Source organism: Serratia sp. TSA_105.2 (assembly GCF_052692115.1).
The window spans coordinates 631,607-653,349 of the sequence record NZ_JBQZFT010000001.1 but is presented as its reverse complement, the minus strand read 5'-3'; the positions used below and the strand labels follow the sequence as shown (position 1 = coordinate 653,349).

At 56.3% G+C, this 21,743-nt stretch carries 18 protein-coding genes; 9 read left to right on the top strand and 9 right to left on the bottom strand.

Annotation, left to right across the window (positions count from 1 at the left end):
- The first annotated feature begins 78 nt into the window (after positions 1-78).
- Complete coding sequence (locus tag ACUTSC_RS02870; protein ID WP_197767191.1) at positions 79-1,272, top strand: MFS transporter; 1,194 nt, start codon at positions 79-81, stop codon at positions 1,270-1,272.
- A 30-nt stretch (positions 1,273-1,302) separates the two neighbouring features.
- On the opposite strand, the gene ACUTSC_RS02865 is transcribed toward ACUTSC_RS02870, so the two are convergent.
- The 7 genes from ACUTSC_RS02865 to ACUTSC_RS02835 all read right to left on the bottom strand — a co-directional run bounded on the left by ACUTSC_RS02865 (position 1,303) and on the right by ACUTSC_RS02835 (position 10,683).
- The gene (locus ACUTSC_RS02865) at positions 1,303-2,115 is read right to left on the bottom strand and encodes a hypothetical protein (protein WP_142109878.1); all 813 of its coding nucleotides are present in this window, start codon (positions 2,113-2,115) and stop codon (positions 1,303-1,305) included.
- Between the two features lie 22 nt (positions 2,116-2,137).
- Positions 2,138-3,310 carry an MFS transporter gene (locus ACUTSC_RS02860; RefSeq protein WP_197767192.1) on the bottom strand — a complete coding sequence of 391 codons (1,173 nt, stop codon included), beginning with the start codon at positions 3,308-3,310 and terminating at the stop codon, positions 2,138-2,140.
- The gene (locus tag ACUTSC_RS02855; RefSeq protein ID WP_197767411.1) at positions 3,307-4,116 is read right to left on the bottom strand and encodes a hypothetical protein; all 810 of its coding nucleotides are present in this window, start codon (positions 4,114-4,116) and stop codon (positions 3,307-3,309) included. The genes ACUTSC_RS02860 and ACUTSC_RS02855 overlap by 4 nt, the downstream gene beginning before the upstream one ends.
- Before the next feature lie 3 nt (positions 4,117-4,119).
- Positions 4,120-5,568: a radical SAM protein gene (locus tag ACUTSC_RS02850; protein WP_197767193.1), complete on the bottom strand. Its 1,449-nt coding sequence runs from the start codon at positions 5,566-5,568 to the stop codon at positions 4,120-4,122.
- Entirely contained in the window at positions 5,568-6,845 is a 1,278-nt protein-coding gene (locus ACUTSC_RS02845) for a glycosyltransferase (RefSeq protein WP_197767194.1), read from the bottom strand. Before ACUTSC_RS02845 ends, ACUTSC_RS02850 begins: the two co-directional genes overlap by 1 nt.
- Before the next feature lie 81 nt (positions 6,846-6,926).
- Positions 6,927-8,276, bottom strand: a complete 1,350-nt coding sequence (locus ACUTSC_RS02840) for a glycosyl transferase family 2 (RefSeq protein ID WP_443006749.1) — start codon at positions 8,274-8,276, stop codon at positions 6,927-6,929.
- Between the two features lie 301 nt (positions 8,277-8,577).
- Positions 8,578-10,683, bottom strand: coding sequence for an EAL domain-containing protein (locus ACUTSC_RS02835; RefSeq protein WP_197767196.1), 2,106 nt, complete (start codon positions 10,681-10,683; stop codon positions 8,578-8,580).
- Positions 10,684-11,627: 944 nt separating this feature from the next.
- Here ACUTSC_RS02835 and ACUTSC_RS02830 point away from each other — a divergent pair.
- Both ACUTSC_RS02830 and ACUTSC_RS02825 read left to right on the top strand, forming a co-directional pair.
- Positions 11,628-13,067: a serralysin family metalloprotease gene (locus ACUTSC_RS02830; protein WP_197767197.1), complete on the top strand. Its 1,440-nt coding sequence runs from the start codon at positions 11,628-11,630 to the stop codon at positions 13,065-13,067.
- A 98-nt stretch (positions 13,068-13,165) separates the two neighbouring features.
- Complete coding sequence (locus tag ACUTSC_RS02825) at positions 13,166-13,480, top strand: AprI/Inh family metalloprotease inhibitor (RefSeq protein WP_197767198.1); 315 nt, start codon at positions 13,166-13,168, stop codon at positions 13,478-13,480.
- Between the two features lie 74 nt (positions 13,481-13,554).
- Here ACUTSC_RS02825 and ACUTSC_RS02820 read toward each other — a convergent pair whose 3' ends face one another.
- Both ACUTSC_RS02820 and ACUTSC_RS02815 read right to left on the bottom strand, forming a co-directional pair.
- Positions 13,555-13,851 (bottom strand): DUF1330 domain-containing protein, encoded by a 297-nt coding sequence (locus ACUTSC_RS02820; protein WP_197767199.1) that lies wholly within the window; start codon positions 13,849-13,851, stop codon positions 13,555-13,557.
- Between the two features lies 1 nt (position 13,852).
- The gene (locus ACUTSC_RS02815; protein WP_443006750.1) at positions 13,853-14,647 is read right to left on the bottom strand and encodes a GntR family transcriptional regulator; all 795 of its coding nucleotides are present in this window, start codon (positions 14,645-14,647) and stop codon (positions 13,853-13,855) included.
- A gap of 339 nt (positions 14,648-14,986) precedes the next feature.
- On the opposite strand from ACUTSC_RS02815, the gene ACUTSC_RS02810 reads away from it, so the two are divergent.
- From ACUTSC_RS02810 to ACUTSC_RS02785, 6 genes are all read left to right on the top strand, one after another.
- Complete coding sequence (locus ACUTSC_RS02810) at positions 14,987-15,589, top strand: amino acid synthesis family protein (protein WP_445653062.1); 603 nt, start codon at positions 14,987-14,989, stop codon at positions 15,587-15,589.
- Positions 15,561-16,388: an alpha/beta fold hydrolase gene (locus ACUTSC_RS02805; RefSeq protein WP_070914354.1), complete on the top strand. Its 828-nt coding sequence runs from the start codon at positions 15,561-15,563 to the stop codon at positions 16,386-16,388. The genes ACUTSC_RS02810 and ACUTSC_RS02805 overlap by 29 nt, the downstream gene beginning before the upstream one ends.
- A complete protein-coding gene (locus ACUTSC_RS02800; RefSeq protein WP_147839969.1) occupies positions 16,375-17,304 on the top strand; it encodes a flavin reductase family protein in 930 nt (309 codons plus the stop codon). Before ACUTSC_RS02805 ends, ACUTSC_RS02800 begins: the two co-directional genes overlap by 14 nt.
- Positions 17,305-17,323: 19 nt before the next feature.
- The gene (locus ACUTSC_RS02795; protein ID WP_049199552.1) at positions 17,324-18,361 is read left to right on the top strand and encodes an LLM class flavin-dependent oxidoreductase; all 1,038 of its coding nucleotides are present in this window, start codon (positions 17,324-17,326) and stop codon (positions 18,359-18,361) included.
- 11 nt (positions 18,362-18,372) lie between these two features.
- Positions 18,373-19,839: an aldehyde dehydrogenase family protein gene (locus ACUTSC_RS02790; RefSeq protein WP_197767200.1), complete on the top strand. Its 1,467-nt coding sequence runs from the start codon at positions 18,373-18,375 to the stop codon at positions 19,837-19,839.
- A gap of 161 nt (positions 19,840-20,000) precedes the next feature.
- Positions 20,001-21,386: a purine-cytosine permease family protein gene (locus tag ACUTSC_RS02785; protein ID WP_443006751.1), complete on the top strand. Its 1,386-nt coding sequence runs from the start codon at positions 20,001-20,003 to the stop codon at positions 21,384-21,386.
- The last annotated feature ends 357 nt before the right edge of the window (positions 21,387-21,743 follow it).

The window sequence follows — 21,743 nt, the reverse complement described above, 5'->3', positions numbered from 1 at the left end:
AACGAACAAAATCAACTAACCAATCTTGGAAAAATCATGATGCGCCGCCGGTGGCGCTGAATCTTTCGAGGATGAACCATGTCGTCGCGCTTCGTTACGTTGGGCCGCATACCGCGCGGCGTGTGGGTATTGGGTGGGGTGAGCCTGTTGATGGACGTTTCCTCGGAAATGGTCCATAGCCTGCTGCCGCTGTTTATGGCGACGACGCTCGGTGCCAGCGTGATCGTCATCGGGCTGATCGAAGGGCTCGCGGAGGCGACGGCATTGATCGTCAAGGTGTTCTCCGGCGTGCTCAGCGATTACCTCGGCAAACGCAAAGGGCTGGCGCTGCTGGGCTACGGGCTGGGCGCCATCAGCAAGCCGTTTTTCGCCATCGCATCGTCGTCCGGCATGGTGATGAGCGCGCGCCTGCTGGATCGCGTGGGCAAAGGCATCCGCGGCGCGCCGCGCGACGCCCTGGTGGCCGATGTCACACCGCCGGAAATTCGCGGCGCGGCCTTCGGGCTGCGCCAGTCGCTGGATACCGTCGGCGCCTTTTTAGGACCTCTGCTGGCCGTCGGCCTGATGCTGCTGTGGCACAACGATTTTCGCGCCATCTTTTGGGTGGCGGCGATCCCGGCCGCGCTGGCGATTGCGCTGCTGTTTTTCGGCCTGAAAGAGCCGGCCGCCGCGATAACCGACAAGCGCACCAACCCGATCACCCGCGCCAACCTGCGGCTGCTGGGGCGCGGCTATTGGTGGGTAGTGGGCATCGGCGCCATCTTCACGCTGGCGCGCTTCAGCGAAGCGTTCCTGGTGTTGAAGGCGCAGCAGGGCGGCACGCCGCTGGCGCTGATCCCGCTGGTGATGGTCGCCATGAATCTGGTCTACGCCTGCTCGGCCTATCCGTTCGGAAAACTGTCTGACCGCATGAGCCATAAAGGATTGCTGAAAGCCGGGTTGCTGGTGCTGATCGCCGCCGACCTGGTATTGGCGCTGAGCGAGCATTGGGGCGGGGTGCTGTTTGGCGTAGCGCTGTGGGGCGTGCACATGGGCATGACCCAGGGGCTGTTGGCGGCGATGGTGGCGCATACCGCGCCGGCTCATCTGCGCGGCACCGCGTTTGGCATGTTCAATCTGATCAGCGGCGTGGCGCTGCTGCTGGCGAGTCTCGGGGCCGGCATGCTGTGGGAGCTGGTCGGTTCCGCCTCCACCTTTTACGCCGGCGCGATCGTCTGCGTGGTGACGCTTATCGGCATGCAGCTGGCGCCGTTCGGCGAATGGCGGCCGTGAAGGCGGCGGCGCTCAACGCCGCCACTCGGTTTACGCCGGATGCGCGTGATTCTCATTGCCGCCAATCGCCAGGTAATCCGTGTAGATTTGTGGCGCGCCGGAGAACGACGCCAGTGTTTTCCACTCGTCGTACATATGTTCAGTGTCCTGATGCTCCGCCACGAACCTGAGCGCTTGCTCGGTTGAGACATCGAGATCCGGATGGAACGCGTTGAGCGACGCCAGGCTTTCAATGATCAGCATCACCGCGTATTGGTCCAGGCGGTTGCCGCTCTGGCCCTTCAGCAGGTGAAACTTCCAGCCTGGATAGTCTTCCACGCGGTGGATGTTGTCGGTAATGAACCGTTCAAAACGCTGGGGCGTGACGCCTGCTTTGAGCGCCAGGTTATGAATGCCGATGACACGTTGAATGCTTTCCTGTCCCGGTTGGTCGCGATAATTGGGGCCGGGAGGCAACGAACTGCGACTATTCTCCGCCACCAGGCTGTAACAGGTATAAAGGGTCGGCAGTTCGGCGAAGGTCGCGAAGGTTCTCCACTCCTCAATCAGTGCGGCTGCCTCCGGGCGCTGCCGCCAAAAGGCGTGCGCCTCATCGGTCAGCTCGCCGTTGCCGTCGATATAGCGCGTGTAGGTGGCGGCGTCCTTAGCCTGATAAACCATCAGGTACTGATTTTCACGCTCGCCGCGCAGGCCGCGCAGCAGCGTCCATTGCCAGCCGGGGTAGGCTGGGATGGCGACGCCTTTGCGGCGAACGAAATCTTCGAAGCGATCCGAGGCGATGCCTCTTTTCAGGTTGATCCCCACGTAGTGCAGGGAGAAAACCGGCGTTGTTGAAACATTCATTTAACGATCCTCGCAAATTGAATCAGTGAGATGAGCGCGTCACGGCTCTGGCGCTGATGCTGACCAGCACCAGGCAGAGCAGCGTGCAACCGAAAGCCAAAGTCAGAGTGGTGTACTTGGCGATAAAACCGATCAGCGCCGGGCCGGTTAATAAACCGATATAACCGACCAGCGTCACGGCGGGAAACGCCTGGCCAGGCGGTACCTGTTTCTGATTGCCGACGGCGTTGAACAGAATGGGAACGATGTTGGCGATGCCAAGCCCGATCATCATCAGCCCGCCGAAGGCGGCCCAGGCCAGAGGAACGGTGACGGTCAGCAGTAACCCCGTTGCAGCGCACAGGCTGCCGAACAGCAGAGTGCGGTAGCGCCCGATGATGCCGATCAGTCGGTCGCCATACAGCCGCCCGCAGGCCACGGCCACGGCGTACAACGTGAACCCCATCCCCGCCTGCGATTTGGCCACGCCGCGCTCGGCATGCAGGAATAATGCCGACCAGTCGAGCATCGCTCCCTCTGTCAGGAACACGAAGAAACAGAGCAGGGCGATAAACAGGATCTTGCCATGGGCCAGCGCTAACCGCACGCCGCCCCGGCACCGTTCGCCGATGCCGCCCTGCGCCAGTAAGTCGCCGGCGACGATCGGCAGCAGGATCGCGATGAGGAGGGCGATCAGGCCGATGGTCAAGGCCGGGACGATGCCCAGCAGCAGGAGCAGACTGACGCCGCCGGCGCCGGCAATGCCGCCAAGGCTGTAAAAACCATGAAAGCCGGACATTTTCGCCTGGCCGCTCTCCCGCTCGACGACTATCGCCTGTGAGTTCATCGCCACATCCATGATGCCGTTAACGGCGCCAAATACCCCCAAAGCCACCCCCATCAGCAGCGGAACATCGAGTAATGCCAACAACGGCAAGTCGATGCACAGCAAGGCGCCTGCACCCAGCAACACGGTGCGGCAGCCCAGTTTGGCGATCAGATAACCGGCGAAGGGCATGATCGCCATGGAGCCGGCAGCGAGGCAAAACAGCAGCAAACCGAGCGTGCCGTCATCGATGCCCAACCGCGCTTTCACAAAAGGGATCAACGGCGCCCAGGCGGCCATGCCCAACCCGGCGAGGAAGAAGATCGTGCGGGTGGCGATTTGCCGGCGATAATTCTCTGTGGCCTCACCGGTTAGCCAAGGCAGCATCATGACGATCGGCTCTGTGCGACGGACAGATAATCGGTATAAATTTGCGGTGAACCGGAAAATGACGCCAGTTGCTTCCACTCTTCATACATTTGTTTGGTGTCGCGATGCGCTTTGGCGAAGGTTGCCGCTTCGGCGGTGGCGATGTCGGGTTCCGGGTAGAACACGTCCAGCGCCGCCAGGCTGACGATTTCCATCATCACCGCGTACTGGTCGAACCGATTGCCGCGCTCTCCCTTCAGCAAATGAAACTTCCAGCCCGGATAATCTTCAATGCGATGATGATTCTCGGCGATAAAACGTTCGAACTGCGGCGGCGTCACGCCCTCGTGCAGCGCCAGATTGTGGATGCCGATAATGCGTGCTTCAGGTGCCTCTCCGGGCCGTTCTTGATAACGCGGGCCACTCGGCACGTCACTTCTTTCATTCTCCGCCAGCAGACGGTAATCGCTGAACAGCGTCGGCAACTGACTGTAGGTGCCCAATTTTCGCCACTGGGCGAGGATCTCCTGCGCATCGGCATGTTGCCGCCAGAATTCATGCGCCTGTGTCGTTCGCTGCCCCGTAGCGGTAACGTAACGATCGCGCTGCTCGACGCTGTCAATCTCATACAGCATCAGGTATTGCCCGACGCGCTCACCGCGCAGGCCGCGCAGCAACGTCCAGCGCCAGCCGGGATAACAGGGGATATGTACGCCTTTTTCGCGGACAAAGGTTTCAAACTGTGGTTGCGTTACGCCGGCTTCAGTATCGATGCCGATGTAATAGAAGCTGAATACCGGTTTAGGTTTGGAGGCGGTTGTGGTCATCATTCACTCCTGATGGGGGAATTCTGCGGAAAATTGGGTATTGATAATGGCTTCAACCAGTGTGACGCCGATGGGCGTTAGCGTGACGCACGGGCCATCGACGATGACCAGCATTTTATCCACCAAGGTTTTCAACGTGCGGCGGATGACCGGGTTAGCAAACAGGCTGTTACCGCCAAAGCGCCGTTTAAACACCCGATCGTCAACCGGCAGCAAGGTGGAGAGCGCCATTTTGAAGGCGTTCACTTCACGCTGGATCGGGGAGAAACCGCGGCTTTCCTCGATGGGCAGGCGGTCTTGGTTGAGCGCCTCCTTGTACTTCTTGTAACCGGTGATGTTGATGGCTTCGGATCGCGTCGATTTGGAGCTGCCGCCCAAACCGATCGCCACTTCCGGATACTGCTTATCGAGATCGGTGATGAGCGCTTTCCACTTTTCCGGCTGTTGATCATTGCGGTGAAAGTACATGGTGGGGTGTTCGGTATAGCCGTCGTTCAGGTATCTTTCGACCAGTTCGCGCATTTGGTACTGCTTGCCCAGTCCTGGGAAGCGCATGTTATTGATACTGATCAGCCCCTTTTTCTGCCACAGGCTTTCGCGTTCGCCCGAGACGCCGGTGCGATTTTTAATAAACTCATCCATGTGCAGCTTGGTGCAGACGACATGTGACAGATCCAGCGCAAGCGCCTTTTCCATGTCGTATTTTACGTCGTCCACGCTTTGACCCAGCATGCCATAGATGAGATCCACGCTGACCCAATCGATGCCGAGTGCACGCGCATGATAAATGGTTTCCACGCACTCCTCGGCCGAATGCATGCGCCCACAGGCGGTGATGATGTCATCATTGAAGGACTGGGTGCCGAAGCTGATTTTGCTAAAGCCAAGCTCTTTCAACAGCGTCAGATAGGCTTTATTCAGGGTGCCTGGCTCTCCTTCGAAGCGCAGGGTGGCGTTGGCGAAGTTAAAGTGGCTGTAGTAGAAGGCCATCATGCGGCGCAGTTCCGGCTCCGGCAGCAGGGACGGCGTGCCGCCGAAGACGTTGAATTCGCCGATTTCCACCTTGGCCAGGCTGGGCACGCGCGCCAGCCACATTTGAGCCTCTTTGATATTGAAGTCGACCAAATCGCGGAATACCTCCTGAGAGGCGGGCGCCTTGGGATTGAGTATCACCGTGGGGTATTGGCAAAAATGGCAGCGATAGCGGCAGGTCGGGATATAGGCCCAGAGATGGATTTTGCCCGCCTGACGAATGTCGTCTTCCATATCGTCAAAAAACGCGGACAGCGGATAGTCGACGATATCGCCGGGGAACACGTGACAGCCGAAAGGATCCTTATGCACATACTCCAGAAAGGCCCGGTTTTCCGGTTGCGCCAGAAAACCGTTCACCTGCGGCGTAGGGTAGTTTTCATCGATATCCAATAACGATTGCAAGGCTTCGTCATTCATCAGAAGACCCCTCCATTACCGAAATAGTTATGGGCTTCGCCGGACTCGCGGTCTTCACAGAAGTAATAAACAAAGCGGGAGAAATCCTCGTCGTTGACCGTGTCGAAACAGGTCGGCAATGCGGGCGGGAAACCGATATCGTCACCGACGGCGCGGCGCATGGCGGCAAACAGCGCATCACGAAACTCAAGGTAGAGCCGATAGGCGGGGGTTTTGTAGGCATGAATTGGTTTGAAATCGATGATGCGCATTTCGTGTTTCAGCTCGTGAATGCGGCGGTAGAGGCGGTCGGCCAACGGGCCGGAGAAGAAATCGCGCACTTCGCTGTTTTCCAACAGCAGATATGGGTTGAGCAGCACGGGCAGTAAGATATTCTTGGGCGTGTAGTCCTTGACCGAGTAATCCCAGGCCAGTTTCGCCTCCGCCGGTGTGGCGTCCGCCAGCACGGTTTTCTGCTGCTCAACGTCCGGCCGGATGTCCTTCATGATAATGATGCCGTCTTTGCCGTAGGCGATGCCGTTGATTACCTCGTCGAGGATGGTGTCGACCCGACGGCTGTTGATCTCAACGTAAGCATGCCGGGCGTAAACCGGTTTTCCGCCGTAGGCGATAACTTTAATGCCGAAATCCCAGTCGTCGGACAGGTGCTCGACAAAACGGCCGTTGTTGAGCTGATAGAAGATTTCGATGCCGCCTATCGCGTCATACAGGCTGCGTTCCACCCCGAATCCCTTGCCGTCGGGGAAGCCGCCGAACAGGGAGAACGAGAATTCGCGCAGACGCAGCGTTTTTTGGATCTCGCGGAACAGGTTGGGGCGCTGCTCAAAATCTACGGGGTTGTAGTAATAGTTGCTGGTGCCCAGGTCGCCTTGTTGATCGAGCATAGTATTCACCAGCTCGTAAAGCCAAAATGCATCCACGGTGCAATCGGCATCGGCGGAAACGATATAGTGCTTGCGTTTCTTTCCCAGCCGGCTATCGCGGGCTTTGGATCGCAGCGACGCATAATCCATACCGCGTTTTCTGGCCGAAGAGACCCCCTGTACCTTTTCATCGATAACGAGAATATCCATAACCGGATATCTTTCACTAAAAGCATTTATTTTAGCGACGGAATCATCGGTGGAGTTATTATCGACAATAATCAGCTCGTAAGTGTCGTGGGTGATTAATTCATCTTTGGTATTCTGATTGAATAGAGAAAGCAAAACCGCCTCAATACGGTCGCTTTCATTATAAACGGGCAGTACGATAGACACAAAAACAGTATCACGCATAGATCCTCCAGGGTTAATGAAAGTCCACAGTTATAAATGCCTTGTCTGAAAGTGAAATATCACATCAAGTGATATTGACGTTTAACTAATATTTAAATATTCCATGACGTTGTTTGACAGCACCCGTTTCCCTAGCGTGAAATTGTTTTCCGCTACGCGTCTCATTTTTTCTTTGTTGTTAATAAATTGATAGAGTTCGTCGACGAATTCGTCACTTGGCAAACCGTCGTGTAACTCAGAGATCGTCATGATAGGGGCTTCAAAGCCGTGCTGGCCATAGACCTCATGGTAATACTCGTAGCTGGTGGCGATATAGCAGCGCCGGCAGCTTACCGCTTCACCAATGGGATTGCCGTAGCTGTCATAGTCATATGAGGTGAGAAAAGAGACCAAATCGCAGGAATAATAAAGGTCCTCTATGCAAAGCGTATCACTTTGCGAACGCATACTGGCATGGGGAAGCATGCCGACAAATTTGATGTAGGGGAGAACTTGCAGCTCCTGCGCCAATTTGGCGAGCTGCAAATAACATGAAGGATTCTCATATTCATTGCCGGCGATCGCCAAACAGACTCGGCGAGTGTTGTTGTCACGTATAAATAAAGCGTTAAGCCTGCTGACCAGTACAATATCACGATCCAATCTTTTTTGGGGGATTATACGGGTGGTTCTGGCAATGAGAATATCATTTTCACGTATGTTAATCTGCTTTCTGCAGTTTATCCTTTCGAGGTTTTCTGAGAAATCATAGGTGTTTTTCTTTACCTCGACATGGACATCATGATTGCACCAAGCCTCAAGCTTCTGCTTCAGATCGTGATTGAGCGTGACATAGGTAATGTATTTTGAAGCGATAGGTTTGATGGCGTGAGAATAAGGTGGGGGGCCGTATTTGAGCACCTTTTTTTCACTGTTCCACATCAGGTCATGATCGCGCCATATCACGAAACGCGTCAGTCGATAACGCCGGCCGTAATCTTCGATCGCTAGATACAGCGCTTTGGTATAGATGATGTTTTCCGGCAGCGTGCCGTTTTCCACTACCACATGGCTGATTGCGAGCGCTTCCCATTGGGCGATGAGGCGATCCGCCAGTTGCCGTGCCGCCAGCGCAATAGTGTGCAACAAAGCGGCTTTTTCTTGCTCGTCAATGGGCGTTTTCTGGCCGATCAACGCCGCGTGCGCGTGGTCGAGAAAGGCGGGGTGGTAGTCTGGAATCGACGTGATGCCGTCCAGGCGGACCAGCGTAAAGACATCCCGGTAGATATCATGCTCATGTCTATAGGGTTTATTAAAGTTTCCCTTATCAATCTTGATGTCGTATCCCAGATCGAGATAAGACCGAAATCCACAGGCTTGCAGTCGTTTGGCAATCTTCATTGCTTCTACCGTGATCCCTGAGACCGAGACGGCATCGAACGAAATGAACATTGCATTCTTCTCTTGCCTAGCGTGCATCGCAGAACCTCCTGCCATTGAGTAGTGCATTGATTTGGATTAACTATTTTTTAACAAATCTCCGGTAACGTTCCCAATTGAGTGGAAAAAGAATCTCTTTGACGCTCTGGAATACACTCAAATCCGACAGAACGGAAGCTCAAGCGTTCAAAAATGTAAAGATGCGTTTATGCTTTGTGAGGGTTCTCACAAATATCTCGCTGAGGAAGTGGTGAAAAAACAGTGGGGAATATGGGGGGCAAAACCCCCGAATACGGGATATGCGATGCCTGGTTTAACGGTTCGTCATGCCGCCTTTGGCGGGTTGTCGTATCGTCTGCAACATTTCGGGCACCCGCTGGGAGTCCACCGCCCGGCTGAACAGAAAGCCCTGGCCGATATGGAAACCGGCTTCGCACAGCGTTTGCCGCTGCTGCTCGGTTTCCACGCCCTCGGCGATGATATCGATCGACAGCTTTTTACCAAGGATGCCGATGCTTTCCACGATCGCCAGGATCGCCGGTTCGGTATTCATACGTTGAACGAAGTCGCAGTCCAGCTTAATGCAGTCCAGCGGGTAATCCATGATATGGCTGAAGGAGGAGTGGCCGGTGCCGAAATCGTCCAGCGCGATGCGGATGCCCATCTCCTTAAGCATTTGCAACGCGCGCAACACGTACTTCGAGCCGTGCTTGTTGAACGCGTGCTCGGTCACTTCCAGTTCGATCAGGTGGTGAGGAATGTGGAATTTCAGCAGGCGCTGCAGGAAAGTTTCGGCGTAGTTGTCGCGTAAAAACTCGATCGGCGACACGTTCAGCGAGATAGGCCGCACCGCCACGCCTGCCGCGCGCCAGCGGGCGATATCGGCGAAGACTTTCTGCTGCATGGCTTCGCTGATCTTGGTCGCCAGCTCGTAGTCGTTGAACGCCTCGCTTACCGTCGCCGGCAGCTGCACGCCGTTGATCGGGCAGTGCCAGCGCAGCAGCGCTTCAAAGCCGACGATGCTGCCGTCGATCAGGCAGACCTTCGGTTGATAGCTGGGGCGGATGCAGTTGTCGCGCACGATCTGGCGCGCGTAGTTGAGCTGGCTGGCGCGGGCGCGGGCCTTGTCCATCATCTTGCGATTGAACATGTAGACGCCGCCGCGGCCGCCGTCTTTGAGCTCATACAGCGCGGTATCGGCGCATTTCATCAGCTCTGAGGCATCGCGGGCGTCTTTGGGATAGATGGCGCCGCCAATGCTCATGCCGCAATGCAGCGTTTTGCCTCCATGGGTGATCGGCGTCTCCAGCTGCAGCAGAAACTTGTTGGCGATGCGGAAAATATCCTGCTCGTTTTCGACGTCGCTGATCACCACGGCGAACTCATCACCGCCGAGGCGGGAGACGAACGAGTGCGCATTCATGCAAGCGCTGAGCCTTTTGCCCAAAACCCGCAGCAGATGGTCGCCCGCCGCGTGGCCCAGCGTGTCGTTCACCAGTTTGAAGTGGTCAAGATCCAGCAACATCAGCCCCAGTGACTTGTTGCCGTGCAGGGCGCGCTTCATCTCTTGCTTCAGCTTTTTCTTGAACAGGCGCCGGTTGGGCAGGCCGGTCAATTCGTCATATTCGCTGGCGAGCAACAGACGTTGCTCCATCACGCGCTGCGAAGTCACGTCGCGCGAGACGCACAAGATCTCGGCCACGGTGCCGTGTTCATCGCTGACCGGCGTGAGAATGTTGTCCCAGTGCTGTTGTTTACCCTGCGGCGTCACGCTCAATCCCGTGAAGCGCGCATTCTTTCCGGCTCTGACGCTGCGCAGCGCCTTACTGCCGCGGCGACGGATCTCGGGCGACAGTAGCCCCAGCCAGGGCATGCCAAACTCTTTTTGCGCCGGATCAAGGCCGAGCGCCAGGCTGCCGGAGCGGTTCATGTGGCGCAGCGTGCCATCGTGATTAATCACTTTGATGCAGTCGACGCTGGCGTCCAGCATGTCTTGCTGGATAGAGAGCGCCTGAACGTTTTGCTGGCGCTGCAGCATTTGCGGGTGGATGTCGGTCGCCGTGAGGTACCAGTTGGGTTCCAGCGCCATGCCGTCCTGCCGGGCGTTAAACGCCAGCATAAACCAACGGTAGGCACCGCTGCGATCGCGGAGGCGGGCCTCGCCGGCAAATGAAGAGAGGGCAACGATCGCCTGGCGCCATTGCACGGCCAGCCGCTCGCGATCGTCGGGATGCAGGGCATCGAGCCAGTCGGCGGCACCGTGTTCACCGGCGATGGCGCCGGTATAGTCGCGCCACTGTTTATTGAAGTAACCGCCAAGGCGGTTGCCGAAGCAAATCAGGCCGGGCAAGTCGTCTACGATTTCGCTATAGAGATCAATCGGATTTTTGTTATTGCTCTGCTTGGGCAACAGGGTCATGCGGTATTTCCTCGGAAAATTACCCATATTCTCGCTCTAGAGCAGAGCTTCTTTCAATATAGTCTTGCCAATGAAAATGGGAATAGCCAGCGGGCGCGGCTAAAAATCGGCCCGCTAGCATGGAATACATCCAGCGTGAACGCATTAGGAATACTCCTGTTATTTATAAGCATCCCTTATATTGCAGCGAAAAATAAGTGATCGGACCACACCGCGTTATTGCCGTGAAAATTAATCATTCTTGATGTTTCTCTATGGCCAAATGTTCAGTCGCCATGATGTACTCCCGAACGGTATTCGGCCTGCTTTATGTGGTAACAATGACAAAAACCGCAGTCCAGACGGTGATAAACGCCATTTTATGCACTCTGCAGCGCCCGTCATCGCCCGTTTTCTGGGCGCTTAGCGAAAAAGTCATGATGCAAATCAAGAAATGTTTTGTTTCATCTGTTGACACTTTGCTTACGCGTGAGATAGCCTCGCGAATGATAATCATTAGCAAAACTGGATGGTGGCGCAAATGCATTCACGCAATTATCTCCGGGTAACCGTTCGGATAACAGGCCAGATTCACAGCACAAGCCCCTGCCTGATATGGCCTCTGGCAACGAGACCATGCATCGAACGGCCGTTGTCATTAGACCTCTTGAGCGGCATCTCAACGTAGCCTCAACGCGCAGACACTGGAATCACACCCTTGCCGGATCAATGCGGTCTGTTACTTTCGCGCATTTTGCACGGACATATCGCGATCTCATGCAGTTGCACCAGTTCTCAATCATGGGTAAGGAGGCTCGGGTAGTTAAAAGTAAATTTACTCTCTGGGTGTAAAGGGATAGGAAAAAGAGTGAGCGTATTGGGTTATCGCTATTCTCTGGACTTTGATTATCCCCAAGAGACATTTCGGATGTCATATTAATACTAGCTACTTTGTGGAGAAAGTTATGGGTAATACCATGAATGGAAACGAAACGGGTTGGGACAGTGTTAACGATCTTATTCACTACCACGAGCGCGGGAATGGCCTGACGATAAATAACAAACCGTCTTATGACATAAATGAGGCGGGGGTGCAGATAGCGCGCGGCGATAAAACCTGGAATGGCGTTCACGTCACGGGAAAAGAGGCGACGGTGACCTACTCCTTCCCGGATTGGGATTATAACGAACTGAACCTGGGCCACCGCTCCCCGGAACGTGATACGGGGCTGAGTGCGTTCACGCAACAGCAACAAGAACAGGCGAAGCTGTCTTTACAATCCTGGGCCGATGTTGCCAACATCAAATTTGTCGAAGTGGCTTCAGGTCAACCCTCCAATATTACCTTTGGGAATTATGAGGGGACGGGACAAGCGTATGCCTTGAAACCGTACTCATATAATGGCAATGATTACAGAGGATACAATTCTGATGGGCAAAGTTGGTACAACATTAAGAATCACTCCGAAAATTTGCATCCTGAGCTAGGTAATTACGGCCGCTTAACCATTACCCATGAAGTTGGCCATACTCTCGGGTTAGATCACCCGGGCACTTATAATGCGGGGCAAGGCAGCCCAAATTATACCAAGGCAGTTTACGCCGAAGATACCCGGCAGTTTAGCGTAATGAGTTACTGGAATGAATCCATTACCAACGCGGATCATGGCCATTACTATGCCGCTGCACCGCTGGTTGATGATATCGCGGCCATCCAGCATCTTTATGGCGCCAACATGACCACCCGAACCGGCGACACCGTTTACGGGTTTAATTCAAATACAGGCCGAGATTTCTATACGCTCAAGGACAGCCACGACAAGCTGGTGATGACTGTTTGGGATGCAGGTGGCAATGATACCCTCGATTTCTCGGGGTATAGCCAAAATCAACGTATCAATTTGAACGAGGGCGCTTTCTCCGACGTCGGTGGATTAAAAGGGAATGTTTCCATCGCTGCCGGCGTCACCATCGAAAACGCGATAGGGGGGGCAGGTAATGACGTCATTGTTGGAAATCACGCAGACAATACGCTCAAAGGCGGCGCCGGCAACGACGTTATTTACGGTGGAGCGGGCCAGGATCAATTATGGGGAGGGCAAGGTAACGACATTTTTGTCTTCTCTGACCTGAATGACTCGCCTGTTCGGGCTCCTGATACAATTTGGGACTTTGAGTCAGGCAAGGACAAGATCGATCTGTCCTTCTTCAACCAAGGCGATAAAGGCAGTGATTTTATTCAGTTTGTCGATCATTTCAGCGGGCAGGCCGGTGAGGCGCTGGTGTCCTATGATACCCAAAGCAATCTGAGCGAACTGGCCTTCAACATCCATGGCGGTGCAAATCCAGACTTCCTGGTGCACATCGTCGGACAGGCTGACGTCGCTGTTGACTTTATCGTGTAAAACGGCAACGGTGGGCGATGATGCCCACCGTTTTGCATGGGCCAGCTATGTGTAAATCTATTCTTGTCGGAATAATATTCTTGTTTTCAGGAGCCTCTATGGCAAGCAGCCTGGTTTTACCTTCTGCCGAAACGCTATCCGGGCAGTGGACGCTCAGCGATAAATCAAAGTCCTGTGTTGTACAGCTCAACACGGAGAGTGTGGAATCGGCCGGCGGCTATAGCCTGAAATTTTTGTCTGATTGCACGCCCGACGTCTTGCCGCAAGAGCCAGTGGCGTGGCGTCCTGCACCCGATGGCATTGCATTGTTAGACAAGGAAGGGCTGACCGTACTTTTCTTCTCTCAGGAAGACGATCATTACCGCAGTCAAATCTGGGCCGAGACGGGAAAGATCCTGAAGAGAAATAACTAGCGGAAAACGCCGGTCTGACCCGGCGGTTAGCCCACCTCACGCCACCCAGCCTCCGCCGTAACGGTGGGGGGCTTTTATGGGGAGGTCGGCAAGCCGTCGACGATGGCAATCATGGCTTCCGCCACGTGGCGCCGCTGTTGTTTCGCCAGCTGATAGGCCGGCGAATGGTAGCAGGCTAACGCGGTGGCGTAGTCGTCGAACTCGATCAGCACATGTTTCACAAACGCCGGGCCTTCCAGCGTTTGCGCCTGTTCGCCGCGGGCGAGAAAACGGGCGTTGAACTGGCGAAACGCATGGGGTGCCAAATCCATATAATGCTGATATTGCTGCGGATCTTTCACGGTGACATGGGCAATCCAGTAAGCGGGCATCTCAGGACTCCTGTTGCAGAATGCGCTTGGCCAGCGCGGCGGCCTCGGTCAGGTGATCGATGACTTCTTGTCTGGCCTGCGCCGGATTGTTTTGTTCGATGGCGTGATAGATCCGCGTCATACGCTCGAAACCGGCCAACTGACGCTCCGGGGTTTTCAGGGTCAGGGCGCGCAGGCGGCTGATGCGGCTATTCAGGCGTTGAACGATTTCCCAGGCGATGGCGTGATGGGCCACCTGGAATATGGTTTCATAAAAGGCCTGCGACGCTTCAACGCGCTGAATATCGTCCTGCCCGGCCGAAGCCTGATTAATCGCAATTAATTTTTCATGCAGTTTCTTTTTATCTTCCGGCCCGGCTTTCAAAGCGCAGTCGTGAGCGGCATCCTGTTCAAGCAGCAGACGAATAGTATAAATCTGCTCGGCAATTTCCCAGGTCAGAATAGCGACAATCGGCCCTTTCTTGCCGAGTGTTTCAATGAGCCCCTCCGCTTCGAGATAACGGATCACCTCGCGCACCACGCTGCGGCTGACGCCCAGCTCCTCGCACAGGCTGCGTTCCACCAAACGATCGCCGGCCTGAAAATACCCTGAGATAATCGCCTGCCTAATTTTCGCCAATGCCAATTCGCGCAAGGTGACCGGTGCATTCTCAATCTTCAATGACGCCTGAACCATAATTGTCTCTATTTTTTGTGGATCATCATTAATCCGGATAACGACGCGTATTTCCGTTTGCCCGGTACTATTAACATCTTTCCAACCCGCAAAGCAACGGCGGTCGATTTCGCGCCGCATCGCCAAAACGGCGAATGTTGCAGCAGCTCACAAAATTGAAAGATAGCCTAAAAAAAACCGCTTTTCGTTGCCGATACCCGCTGGCTCAACGGGCTTGGCTCGGGCACCGGCCGCTGAGCGGAGGCGGTCGTGGCCGGCGTTTCACCCCCGGCTAAAGCCCACGCGTGTTTGTTAATACCTTGATTAATATAGGTTATTTTCATCTTTCCTTTACCGTCTTAGATGAAAATAAGAATACCGTATTATGGTATACCAAATTTTGACATGCCAATCTGCCCGATGCTATACCCTCGACTCGTGACATCTGATTAACATTTGATTTACTTTTCGAGGTCCCTTATGCATCAAGACATCCGTAAGACTCTGGTTTCCACAGAAACCCTCTACGCCGACGGTGGCAAATCGGCGGGCAAACCGCTGGTGATGATCGCGGCGGCGGCGGTGATTAAAAACCCCTGGGCCGGGCAAGGCTTTGTTGAGGATCTGGCGCCAAAGATTCGAGAAATGGCGCCGGTGCTGGGTGAGCTGCTGACCGGTTTGATCCTCAAAGAGGCCGGCTCCGGCGAGCGGGTGGAAGCCTTCGGCAAAAGCGCGGTGGTGGGGCTGGGCGGTGAGTTGGAACACGCCTCGGCGCTGATTCACACGCTGCATTTCGGCAACCACTACCGCTCGGCGGTCAACGGTAAAAGCTATCTGGCGTTCAACAATACCCGCGGGCCGGCCAACGCGCCGATCCTGATCCCGATGATGGGGAAAAACGACGAAGGCAGACGCGAGCACTACCTGACATTCCAGTTCAACATCAACGACGCGCCTTTCGACGACGAAATCGTCATCGCACTGGGCGCGGCGCTGGGGGGGCGGCCGCATCACCGTATCGGCAACCGTTATTTGGATCTGAAAGAGCTGGGCCATGATCAGAACAATCCGGCAGCTGTCTGAGCCCGCTCTGCGGGTAGGGTATCTGGAGGCCGGGCGTGGCGAGCCGCTGGTGTTGATCCACGGCGTAGGCATGAACGCGGAGGCCTGGTATCCCCAGCTCGATGCGCTTAGCGCGCACTTTCGGGTCATCGCCGTCGATATGCCGGGCCACGGCGAAAGCGAAGGCTTCGCCCACGCCGCGACGCTCGAGGATTACGTGCGCTGGATGGCGGCCTTCTTAAACACCCTGGATACGCCGAGCGTTGCGGTGGCGGGGCACTCGATGGGGGCGTTGATCACCGCCGGTTTGGCGATCGATTATCCGGAACGGGTCAAACGCGCCGTGGTGATGAGCGGCGTGTTCCAGCGCTCGGCCCAGGCCAGTGCCGCGGTTGCGCAACGCGCCAGCGCGTTGGCCAGCGGCCAGACGCAGATCGACTCGCCGCTGAGCCGGTGGTTTGGCGCCGATCCCGCCGAACAGCGTCTGCGCCGGCAGGTGGGGGGCTGGTTGCAACAGGTGGACGTCACGGGCTACGCCCGCGCGTATCAGGCGTTTGCTACCGGCGATCGGGTGTATGCCCAGCGTTGGCACCTTATCCGCTGCCCGGTGTTGGTATTGACCGGCGAGCACGATGCCAACTCCAGCCCGGAGATGGCGCGGCAAATGGCGCAGGCCGCACCGAACGGGCGCGCGGTGATCATTGAGAACGCCAAACACATGGTCAGTCTGACCGATGCGCAACGCGTCAACGCGCTGATGCTCGATTTTCTGACCGCAGAGCAACCTTTGACTTTAGGAGCGGCAAATGGACGCGGATAAACGCAGGCAGTTGCGCGACGCTTTCGGCGCCTTTATGACCGGCGTCACCATTGTGACCTCGGTGGACAAGCAGGGGCGGCCGATTGGCTTCACCGCCAATTCGTTTTCTTCGGTGTCGCTGGATCCGGCGCTGCTGTTGGTGAGCATCGATAAACGTTCGGCAAACCTGGAACACTTCACCCAGTGCAGCCACTTCGCCATCAATATTCTGGCGGAACAGCAAAAAGAGGCTTCAACCATTTTTGCGCAAAAGAACGAAGACCGCTTTGCGCTGATCGATTGGCGCTGGAGCGCGTCGCGGGTGCCGCTGATCGAGAACAGTTCGGCGTGGTTCGACTGCTCGCTGCATCAGGTGGTGGATGCCGGCGACCATGCCATTCTGATCGGCCAGGTCGAAGGGTTCGAGTCCAACGCCACCGCCGGTCTGGGGTATTACCGCGGCGCCTATTTCACGCCTTATCAAAACGCGCAGTCGCTGATTGGCGGGCCGCAGGTGGTGGTGAGCGCGCTGATCGAGTTTGAAGGGCATGCCGTGATGGTACGACAAAACGACGGCGGCTATCAGCTGCCGTCCAGCGCGGTGGAGAAACGCAGCGTCAGCGAAACGTTGGGAGATTTACTGCAGCAGTTGGGCATCAACGCCCATCCGGGTTTCGTCTATTCCGTCTATGACGACCGGCAGAAGCACCAGCAGCACATCGTTTTTCTGTGTGCGCTGCCGACCGATGCCGGCAGCCTGACGCCGCAGCTGAGCGCGGCGGAATGGTTCGATATGCCGACGCTGGCGCGGCTGCCGATCAAGGATCCGGCTCTGCGGTCGATGCTGGGCCGGTTCGTCAAAGAAAACGCCGTGGGCAATTACGGTATCTATTATGGCGATGAGCACAGCGGTGCCATCAAGCAATTCGCCGGTTGAGGCTGAACGGGAGAGTGTGATGAAACTGTCTTTATTCGTGCATATGGAACGAACGTTACCCGAAGAGTCGCAGGAAAAGCTCTACCAGGAGATGATCGAACTCTGCGAAATCGCCGATCGTGGCGGCATGCACGCCATCTGGACCGGTGAGCACCACGGCATGAATTTCACCATCGCGCCGAATCCATTCATCAATTTGGCGGACATTGCCCGGCGCACCTCCAGGGTGCGGCTCGGCACCGGCACCATCATTGCGCCGTTCAACCACCCGATCCGTCTGGCGGGCGAGGCGGCGATGACCGACATCATCACCGGCGGCAGGCTGGAGCTGGGTATCGCGCGTGGCGCCTATTCCTATGAATACGAACGGCTGATGCCCGGTTTGACCGCCTGGGATGCCGGGCAGCGCATGCGCGAGCTGATCCCGGCGGTAAAAAAACTCTGGCAGGGCGACTATGCCCATCAGGGGGAATACTGGTCGTTCCCGGCAACCACCTCCTCGCCGCTGCCGAAACAGCAGCCGCATCCGCCGATTTGGGTGGCGGCGCGCGATCCCAACAGCCACGAATTTGCGGTGCAAAACGGCTGCAACGTTCAGGTTACGCCGCTGCATCAGGGGGAAGAGGAGATCGTACGGCTGGTGACCTGTTTCAACGAGGCGCGTGCGCGTTTCGCCGCCGAGCAGCCGCTGAAGATCATGCTGTTGCAGCATGGTTACGTAGCGGAAGACGAGGCGGACGCCCGCCTGGCGGCGGAAGAGCTCAACCGTTTCTACCACTACTTCGGCGCCTGGTTCAAGAACCAGCGGCCGGTGCGGCAAGGGTTGATTCAGCCGCTGAGCGATGAAGAGATCGCCGCCAATACCTATTATTCCGCCGAGATGATGCGCACTAACCTGGCAATCGGTACCGCCAATGAAGTCATTACGCGGCTGAAAAAATATGAGGCGCTGGGTTATGACGAGTTTGCGTTGTGGATTGACAGCGGCATGAGCTTTGCACGTAAAAAGGCCTCTCTGGAGCGGTTCATTCGCTGCGTGATGCCGGAATTTCACTGACGGAGGCGCTGATGGAATCGTTCAAACTCTACATCGACGGCCGGTTTGACGCCGGTTCGGCGACCTTCGCCTCGCTCAATCCGGCGACCGGCGAACCTTGGGCGCAGGTGGCGGAAGCCCGCGCCCAGGATGTGGATCGCGCCGTTGCGGCGGCGCGCCGGGCATTTCAGGGGGCCGAATGGCGCGACATGAACGCCGGCGCGCGCGGCAAGCTGTTGTTGCGGCTGGCCGACTTGCTGGAGCAGCATGCTCCCGAGCTGGCGCGGCTGGAGACGCTGGATACCGGCAAGATCATCCGGGAAACCCAGGCGCAGATCGCTTATGTGGCGGAATACTACCGGTACTACGCCGGCCTCGCCGACAAGATGGAAGGCAGCGTGCTGGCGATCGACAAACCTGACATGGAAACCTGGGTGCGGCGCGAACCGATCGGGGTGGTGGCGGCGATCGTTCCCTGGAACAGCCAGCTGTTTCTTGCGGCGGTGAAAATCGGCCCGGCGATCGCCGCCGGCTGCACGCTGGTGGTCAAGGCGGCGGAAACCGCGCCGGCGCCGCTGCTGGCATTCGCCAGGCTGATAGACGAGGCCGGTTTTCCACGCGGCGTGTGTAATGTGATCACCGGTTTTGCCGCTGAATGCGGCGCGGTGCTGACGGCGCATCCGCAGGTAGACCACATCGCCTTTACCGGCGGCGCGGAAACCGCGAAGCACATCGTCCGCGGCAGTGCGGAAAACCTCGCCAGCACTTCGCTGGAGCTGGGCGGGAAATCGCCGTTTATCGTCTTCGACGACGCGGATCTGACCAGCGCGGCGAATGCGCAGGTGGCGGCCATTTTCGCCGCGTCGGGCCAGAGCTGCGTCGCCGGTTCGCGCCTGCTGGTGGCGGAAAGCATCAAAGACGCGTTTTTGGCCCGGCTGACGGAGAAGGTGCGCAGTATCCGCATCGGGCCGCCGGATCGCCAAGACACCCAGTTCGGGCCGCTTTGCACCCGGCAGCAGCAAGAACGGATCGCCGCTATCGTCAGCCGCTCGTTGGAACAGGGGGCGAAACTGGTGATTGGCCACGCGGCGATCGATTCTCCGGGCTTTTACTACCCGCCGACGATCGTCGACTGCAGTGCGCAACCCGACGCCGAGTGCGTGCAGCAAGAGCTGTTCGGCCCGGTGTTGTCGGTGTTGACCTTCAGGGATGAAGCGGAGGCGATTCAGCTTGCCAATGATTCAGCCTATGGCCTGGCGGCCGGCATTTTCACGCAGAACCTGACGCGCGCGCATCGGGTGACCCGTCGCCTGCGAGTGGGCGTGGTGTGGCTGAATACTTATCGAGCGGTATCGCCGCTGGCGCCGTTCGGCGGCTACGGCAAGTCGGGGTTTGGCCGCGAGGGCGGGATTGACGCCGCGCTGGAATACACCACCAGCAAGACGGTATGGCTGCGCACCAGTGACGATCCGATAGACGATCCCTTCGTCATGCGCTGAGTCAGCGCAATCAGGCGCGATCTCGGATCGCGCCGGCAGCCCTGTTTTTATCGCGTTGATACAGGCGACCGCAATGTCGCCGGGGCAAACACACGCTTTTTTCGGCGTATTCGCACCCTACAGGCTGCAAAAAATAAGAATCCAGGTTAACCGGGGGATATATGAATTCTCAGCCAGAGCAGACCGCGTTTATTGAAGACAAGTCTATCGATTTTGTTCCCGCCGGGGAGCGTCACGGCCATGCCCGCAGCCTGTTCACCCTGTGGTTTTGCACCAATATTGCGCCGCTGGCGGTCGTGACCGGGGCCATCTCCACGCAGACGTTTCATCTCGATATTCTCTCGGCGCTGAGCGCGATTATCGCCGGCCACCTGTTCGGCGGCATTTTTCTGGCGCTGACCTCGGCCCAGGGGCCGCAGGTCGGGATACCGCAAATGGTGCAGAGCCGGGCGCAGTTCGGCCGCTATGGTTCGCTGTTGGTGATTGTGTTCGCCACGGTGATCTATCTGGGGTTCTTTATTTCCAACATCACGCTTTCTGGCAAGGTCATCCATAACGTCATCCCGTCATTGAGCATGGGCGTGGCGACGGTGATTGGCGCGGTGCTGGCGACGCTGATCGGGGTGGTGGGCTACCGTTTCATCCACAAGATCAACAAAATCGGCGCCTGGGTGATGGGCAGCGCGCTGATTCTCGGGTTGGTATTGATGTTTTCTCAACCGCTGCCGGCGGATTTTTGGCAGCGGGGATCGTTCAGCATTGCCGGTTGGTTCGCCACGTTCTGCATCGGCGCCGTCTGGCAAATCAGTTTCTCGCCCTACACGTCAGACTATTCGCGTTACCTGCCAGCGGAAGTCGGTATTGCCAAACCCTTCCTGTATACCTATCTGGGCGCCTGCAGCGGTACCATTTTAGCCTTCGTGTTCGGTATGGTGGCGGTCAATCTGGTCGCCGGCAGCGACGATGCCATGGAGGCGGTACGCCAGGCGACGGGAGGGTTGGGGCCGGTGCTGATGGTGCTGTTTCTGATCAACATCATCTGCCATAACTCGATGAATTTGTACGGTGCGGTGCTCTCGTTGATTACCGCCGTACAAACCTTCTTGCCGCAGTGGATGCCGAATGCGCGGATACGTACGCTGTTCTCGGCATTGATTTTGCTGGGATCGGTATGGGTGGCGTTGGTTGCCTCGGCCAACTTTGTACATCTGTTCCTGAACCTGATCTTTGCCTTGATCTCGGTGCTGATCCCGTGGTGCATGATCAACCTGATCGATTTTTACCTGCTTAACCGCCAACGCTATGACATTTCAGCCATTTTCAGCGCCGACGGCGGGCGCTACGGCCTGCTTAACATCCGCGCGCTCGGCGTTTATTTCGGCGGTATTGTGGTGCAGGTGCCTTTTGTTGAGAACGCGTTCTTCTCCGGCCCTTACGCCAATCTGATCCCGGGCGCAGACATTTCCTGGGTGATCAGCATGGTGCTGACCGGCATCGCTTACCCACTGTGTTGTTCACGACGGGCTAACTGGGCGGTGCAATTATAACTCTCGAGCCTCGCCGGCCAGCATAAAAGGCCGGTTTGAGGGATGTGATAAAGTAATATTTAGAACAGGATGTTTCTAATTTTTTAATTTATTAAATTAGATAATAATCATATGAAATGGCTAAATGGATTTGGGCTAACTTATGATTGTTATATTAATGTTGCTGCTCATGGTGTTTTATATATCTCTAGCTTATGAGTTTAGAAGAATGAAAAAGCGAAGAATATATGCCTGGTATAAAAGGAAAAGGAAGAAGTCGGTTAAGCGATTAATCAACATGCTCTTATTTAAATAATTTTCAGGAGCAAGCTTTACAGGGATAACATGATTTTCTGAGACATATCTTTTCCTGATGAT

Excerpts from the sequence above, each read along its gene's own strand:
- ACUTSC_RS02835 (WP_197767196.1), bottom strand. The coding sequence starts at position 10,683 with ATGACCCTGTTGCCCAAGCAGAGCAATAACAAAAATCCGATTGATCTC.
- ACUTSC_RS02855 (WP_197767411.1), bottom strand. The coding sequence starts at position 4,116 with ATGACCACAACCGCCTCCAAACCTAAACCGGTATTCAGCTTCTATTAC.
- ACUTSC_RS02785 (WP_443006751.1), top strand. The coding sequence starts at position 20,001 with ATGAATTCTCAGCCAGAGCAGACCGCGTTTATTGAAGACAAGTCTATC.
- ACUTSC_RS02845 (WP_197767194.1), bottom strand. The coding sequence starts at position 6,845 with ATGCGTGATACTGTTTTTGTGTCTATCGTACTGCCCGTTTATAATGAA.
- ACUTSC_RS02830 (WP_197767197.1), top strand. The coding sequence starts at position 11,628 with ATGGGTAATACCATGAATGGAAACGAAACGGGTTGGGACAGTGTTAAC.
- ACUTSC_RS02825 (WP_197767198.1), top strand. The coding sequence starts at position 13,166 with ATGGCAAGCAGCCTGGTTTTACCTTCTGCCGAAACGCTATCCGGGCAG.
- ACUTSC_RS02800 (WP_147839969.1), top strand. The coding sequence starts at position 16,375 with ATGGACGCGGATAAACGCAGGCAGTTGCGCGACGCTTTCGGCGCCTTT.
- ACUTSC_RS02840 (WP_443006749.1), bottom strand. The coding sequence starts at position 8,276 with ATGTTCATTTCGTTCGATGCCGTCTCGGTCTCAGGGATCACGGTAGAA.
- ACUTSC_RS02795 (WP_049199552.1), top strand. The coding sequence starts at position 17,324 with ATGAAACTGTCTTTATTCGTGCATATGGAACGAACGTTACCCGAAGAG.
- ACUTSC_RS02870 (WP_197767191.1), top strand. The coding sequence starts at position 79 with ATGTCGTCGCGCTTCGTTACGTTGGGCCGCATACCGCGCGGCGTGTGG.
- ACUTSC_RS02805 (WP_070914354.1), top strand. The coding sequence starts at position 15,561 with ATGATCAGAACAATCCGGCAGCTGTCTGAGCCCGCTCTGCGGGTAGGG.
- ACUTSC_RS02815 (WP_443006750.1), bottom strand. The coding sequence starts at position 14,647 with ATGCGGCGCGAAATCGACCGCCGTTGCTTTGCGGGTTGGAAAGATGTT.
- ACUTSC_RS02810 (WP_445653062.1), top strand. The coding sequence starts at position 14,987 with ATGCATCAAGACATCCGTAAGACTCTGGTTTCCACAGAAACCCTCTAC.
- ACUTSC_RS02790 (WP_197767200.1), top strand. The coding sequence starts at position 18,373 with ATGGAATCGTTCAAACTCTACATCGACGGCCGGTTTGACGCCGGTTCG.
- ACUTSC_RS02865 (WP_142109878.1), bottom strand. The coding sequence starts at position 2,115 with ATGAATGTTTCAACAACGCCGGTTTTCTCCCTGCACTACGTGGGGATC.
- ACUTSC_RS02860 (WP_197767192.1), bottom strand. The coding sequence starts at position 3,310 with ATGATGCTGCCTTGGCTAACCGGTGAGGCCACAGAGAATTATCGCCGG.
- ACUTSC_RS02820 (WP_197767199.1), bottom strand. The coding sequence starts at position 13,851 with ATGCCCGCTTACTGGATTGCCCATGTCACCGTGAAAGATCCGCAGCAA.
- ACUTSC_RS02850 (WP_197767193.1), bottom strand. The coding sequence starts at position 5,568 with ATGAATGACGAAGCCTTGCAATCGTTATTGGATATCGATGAAAACTAC.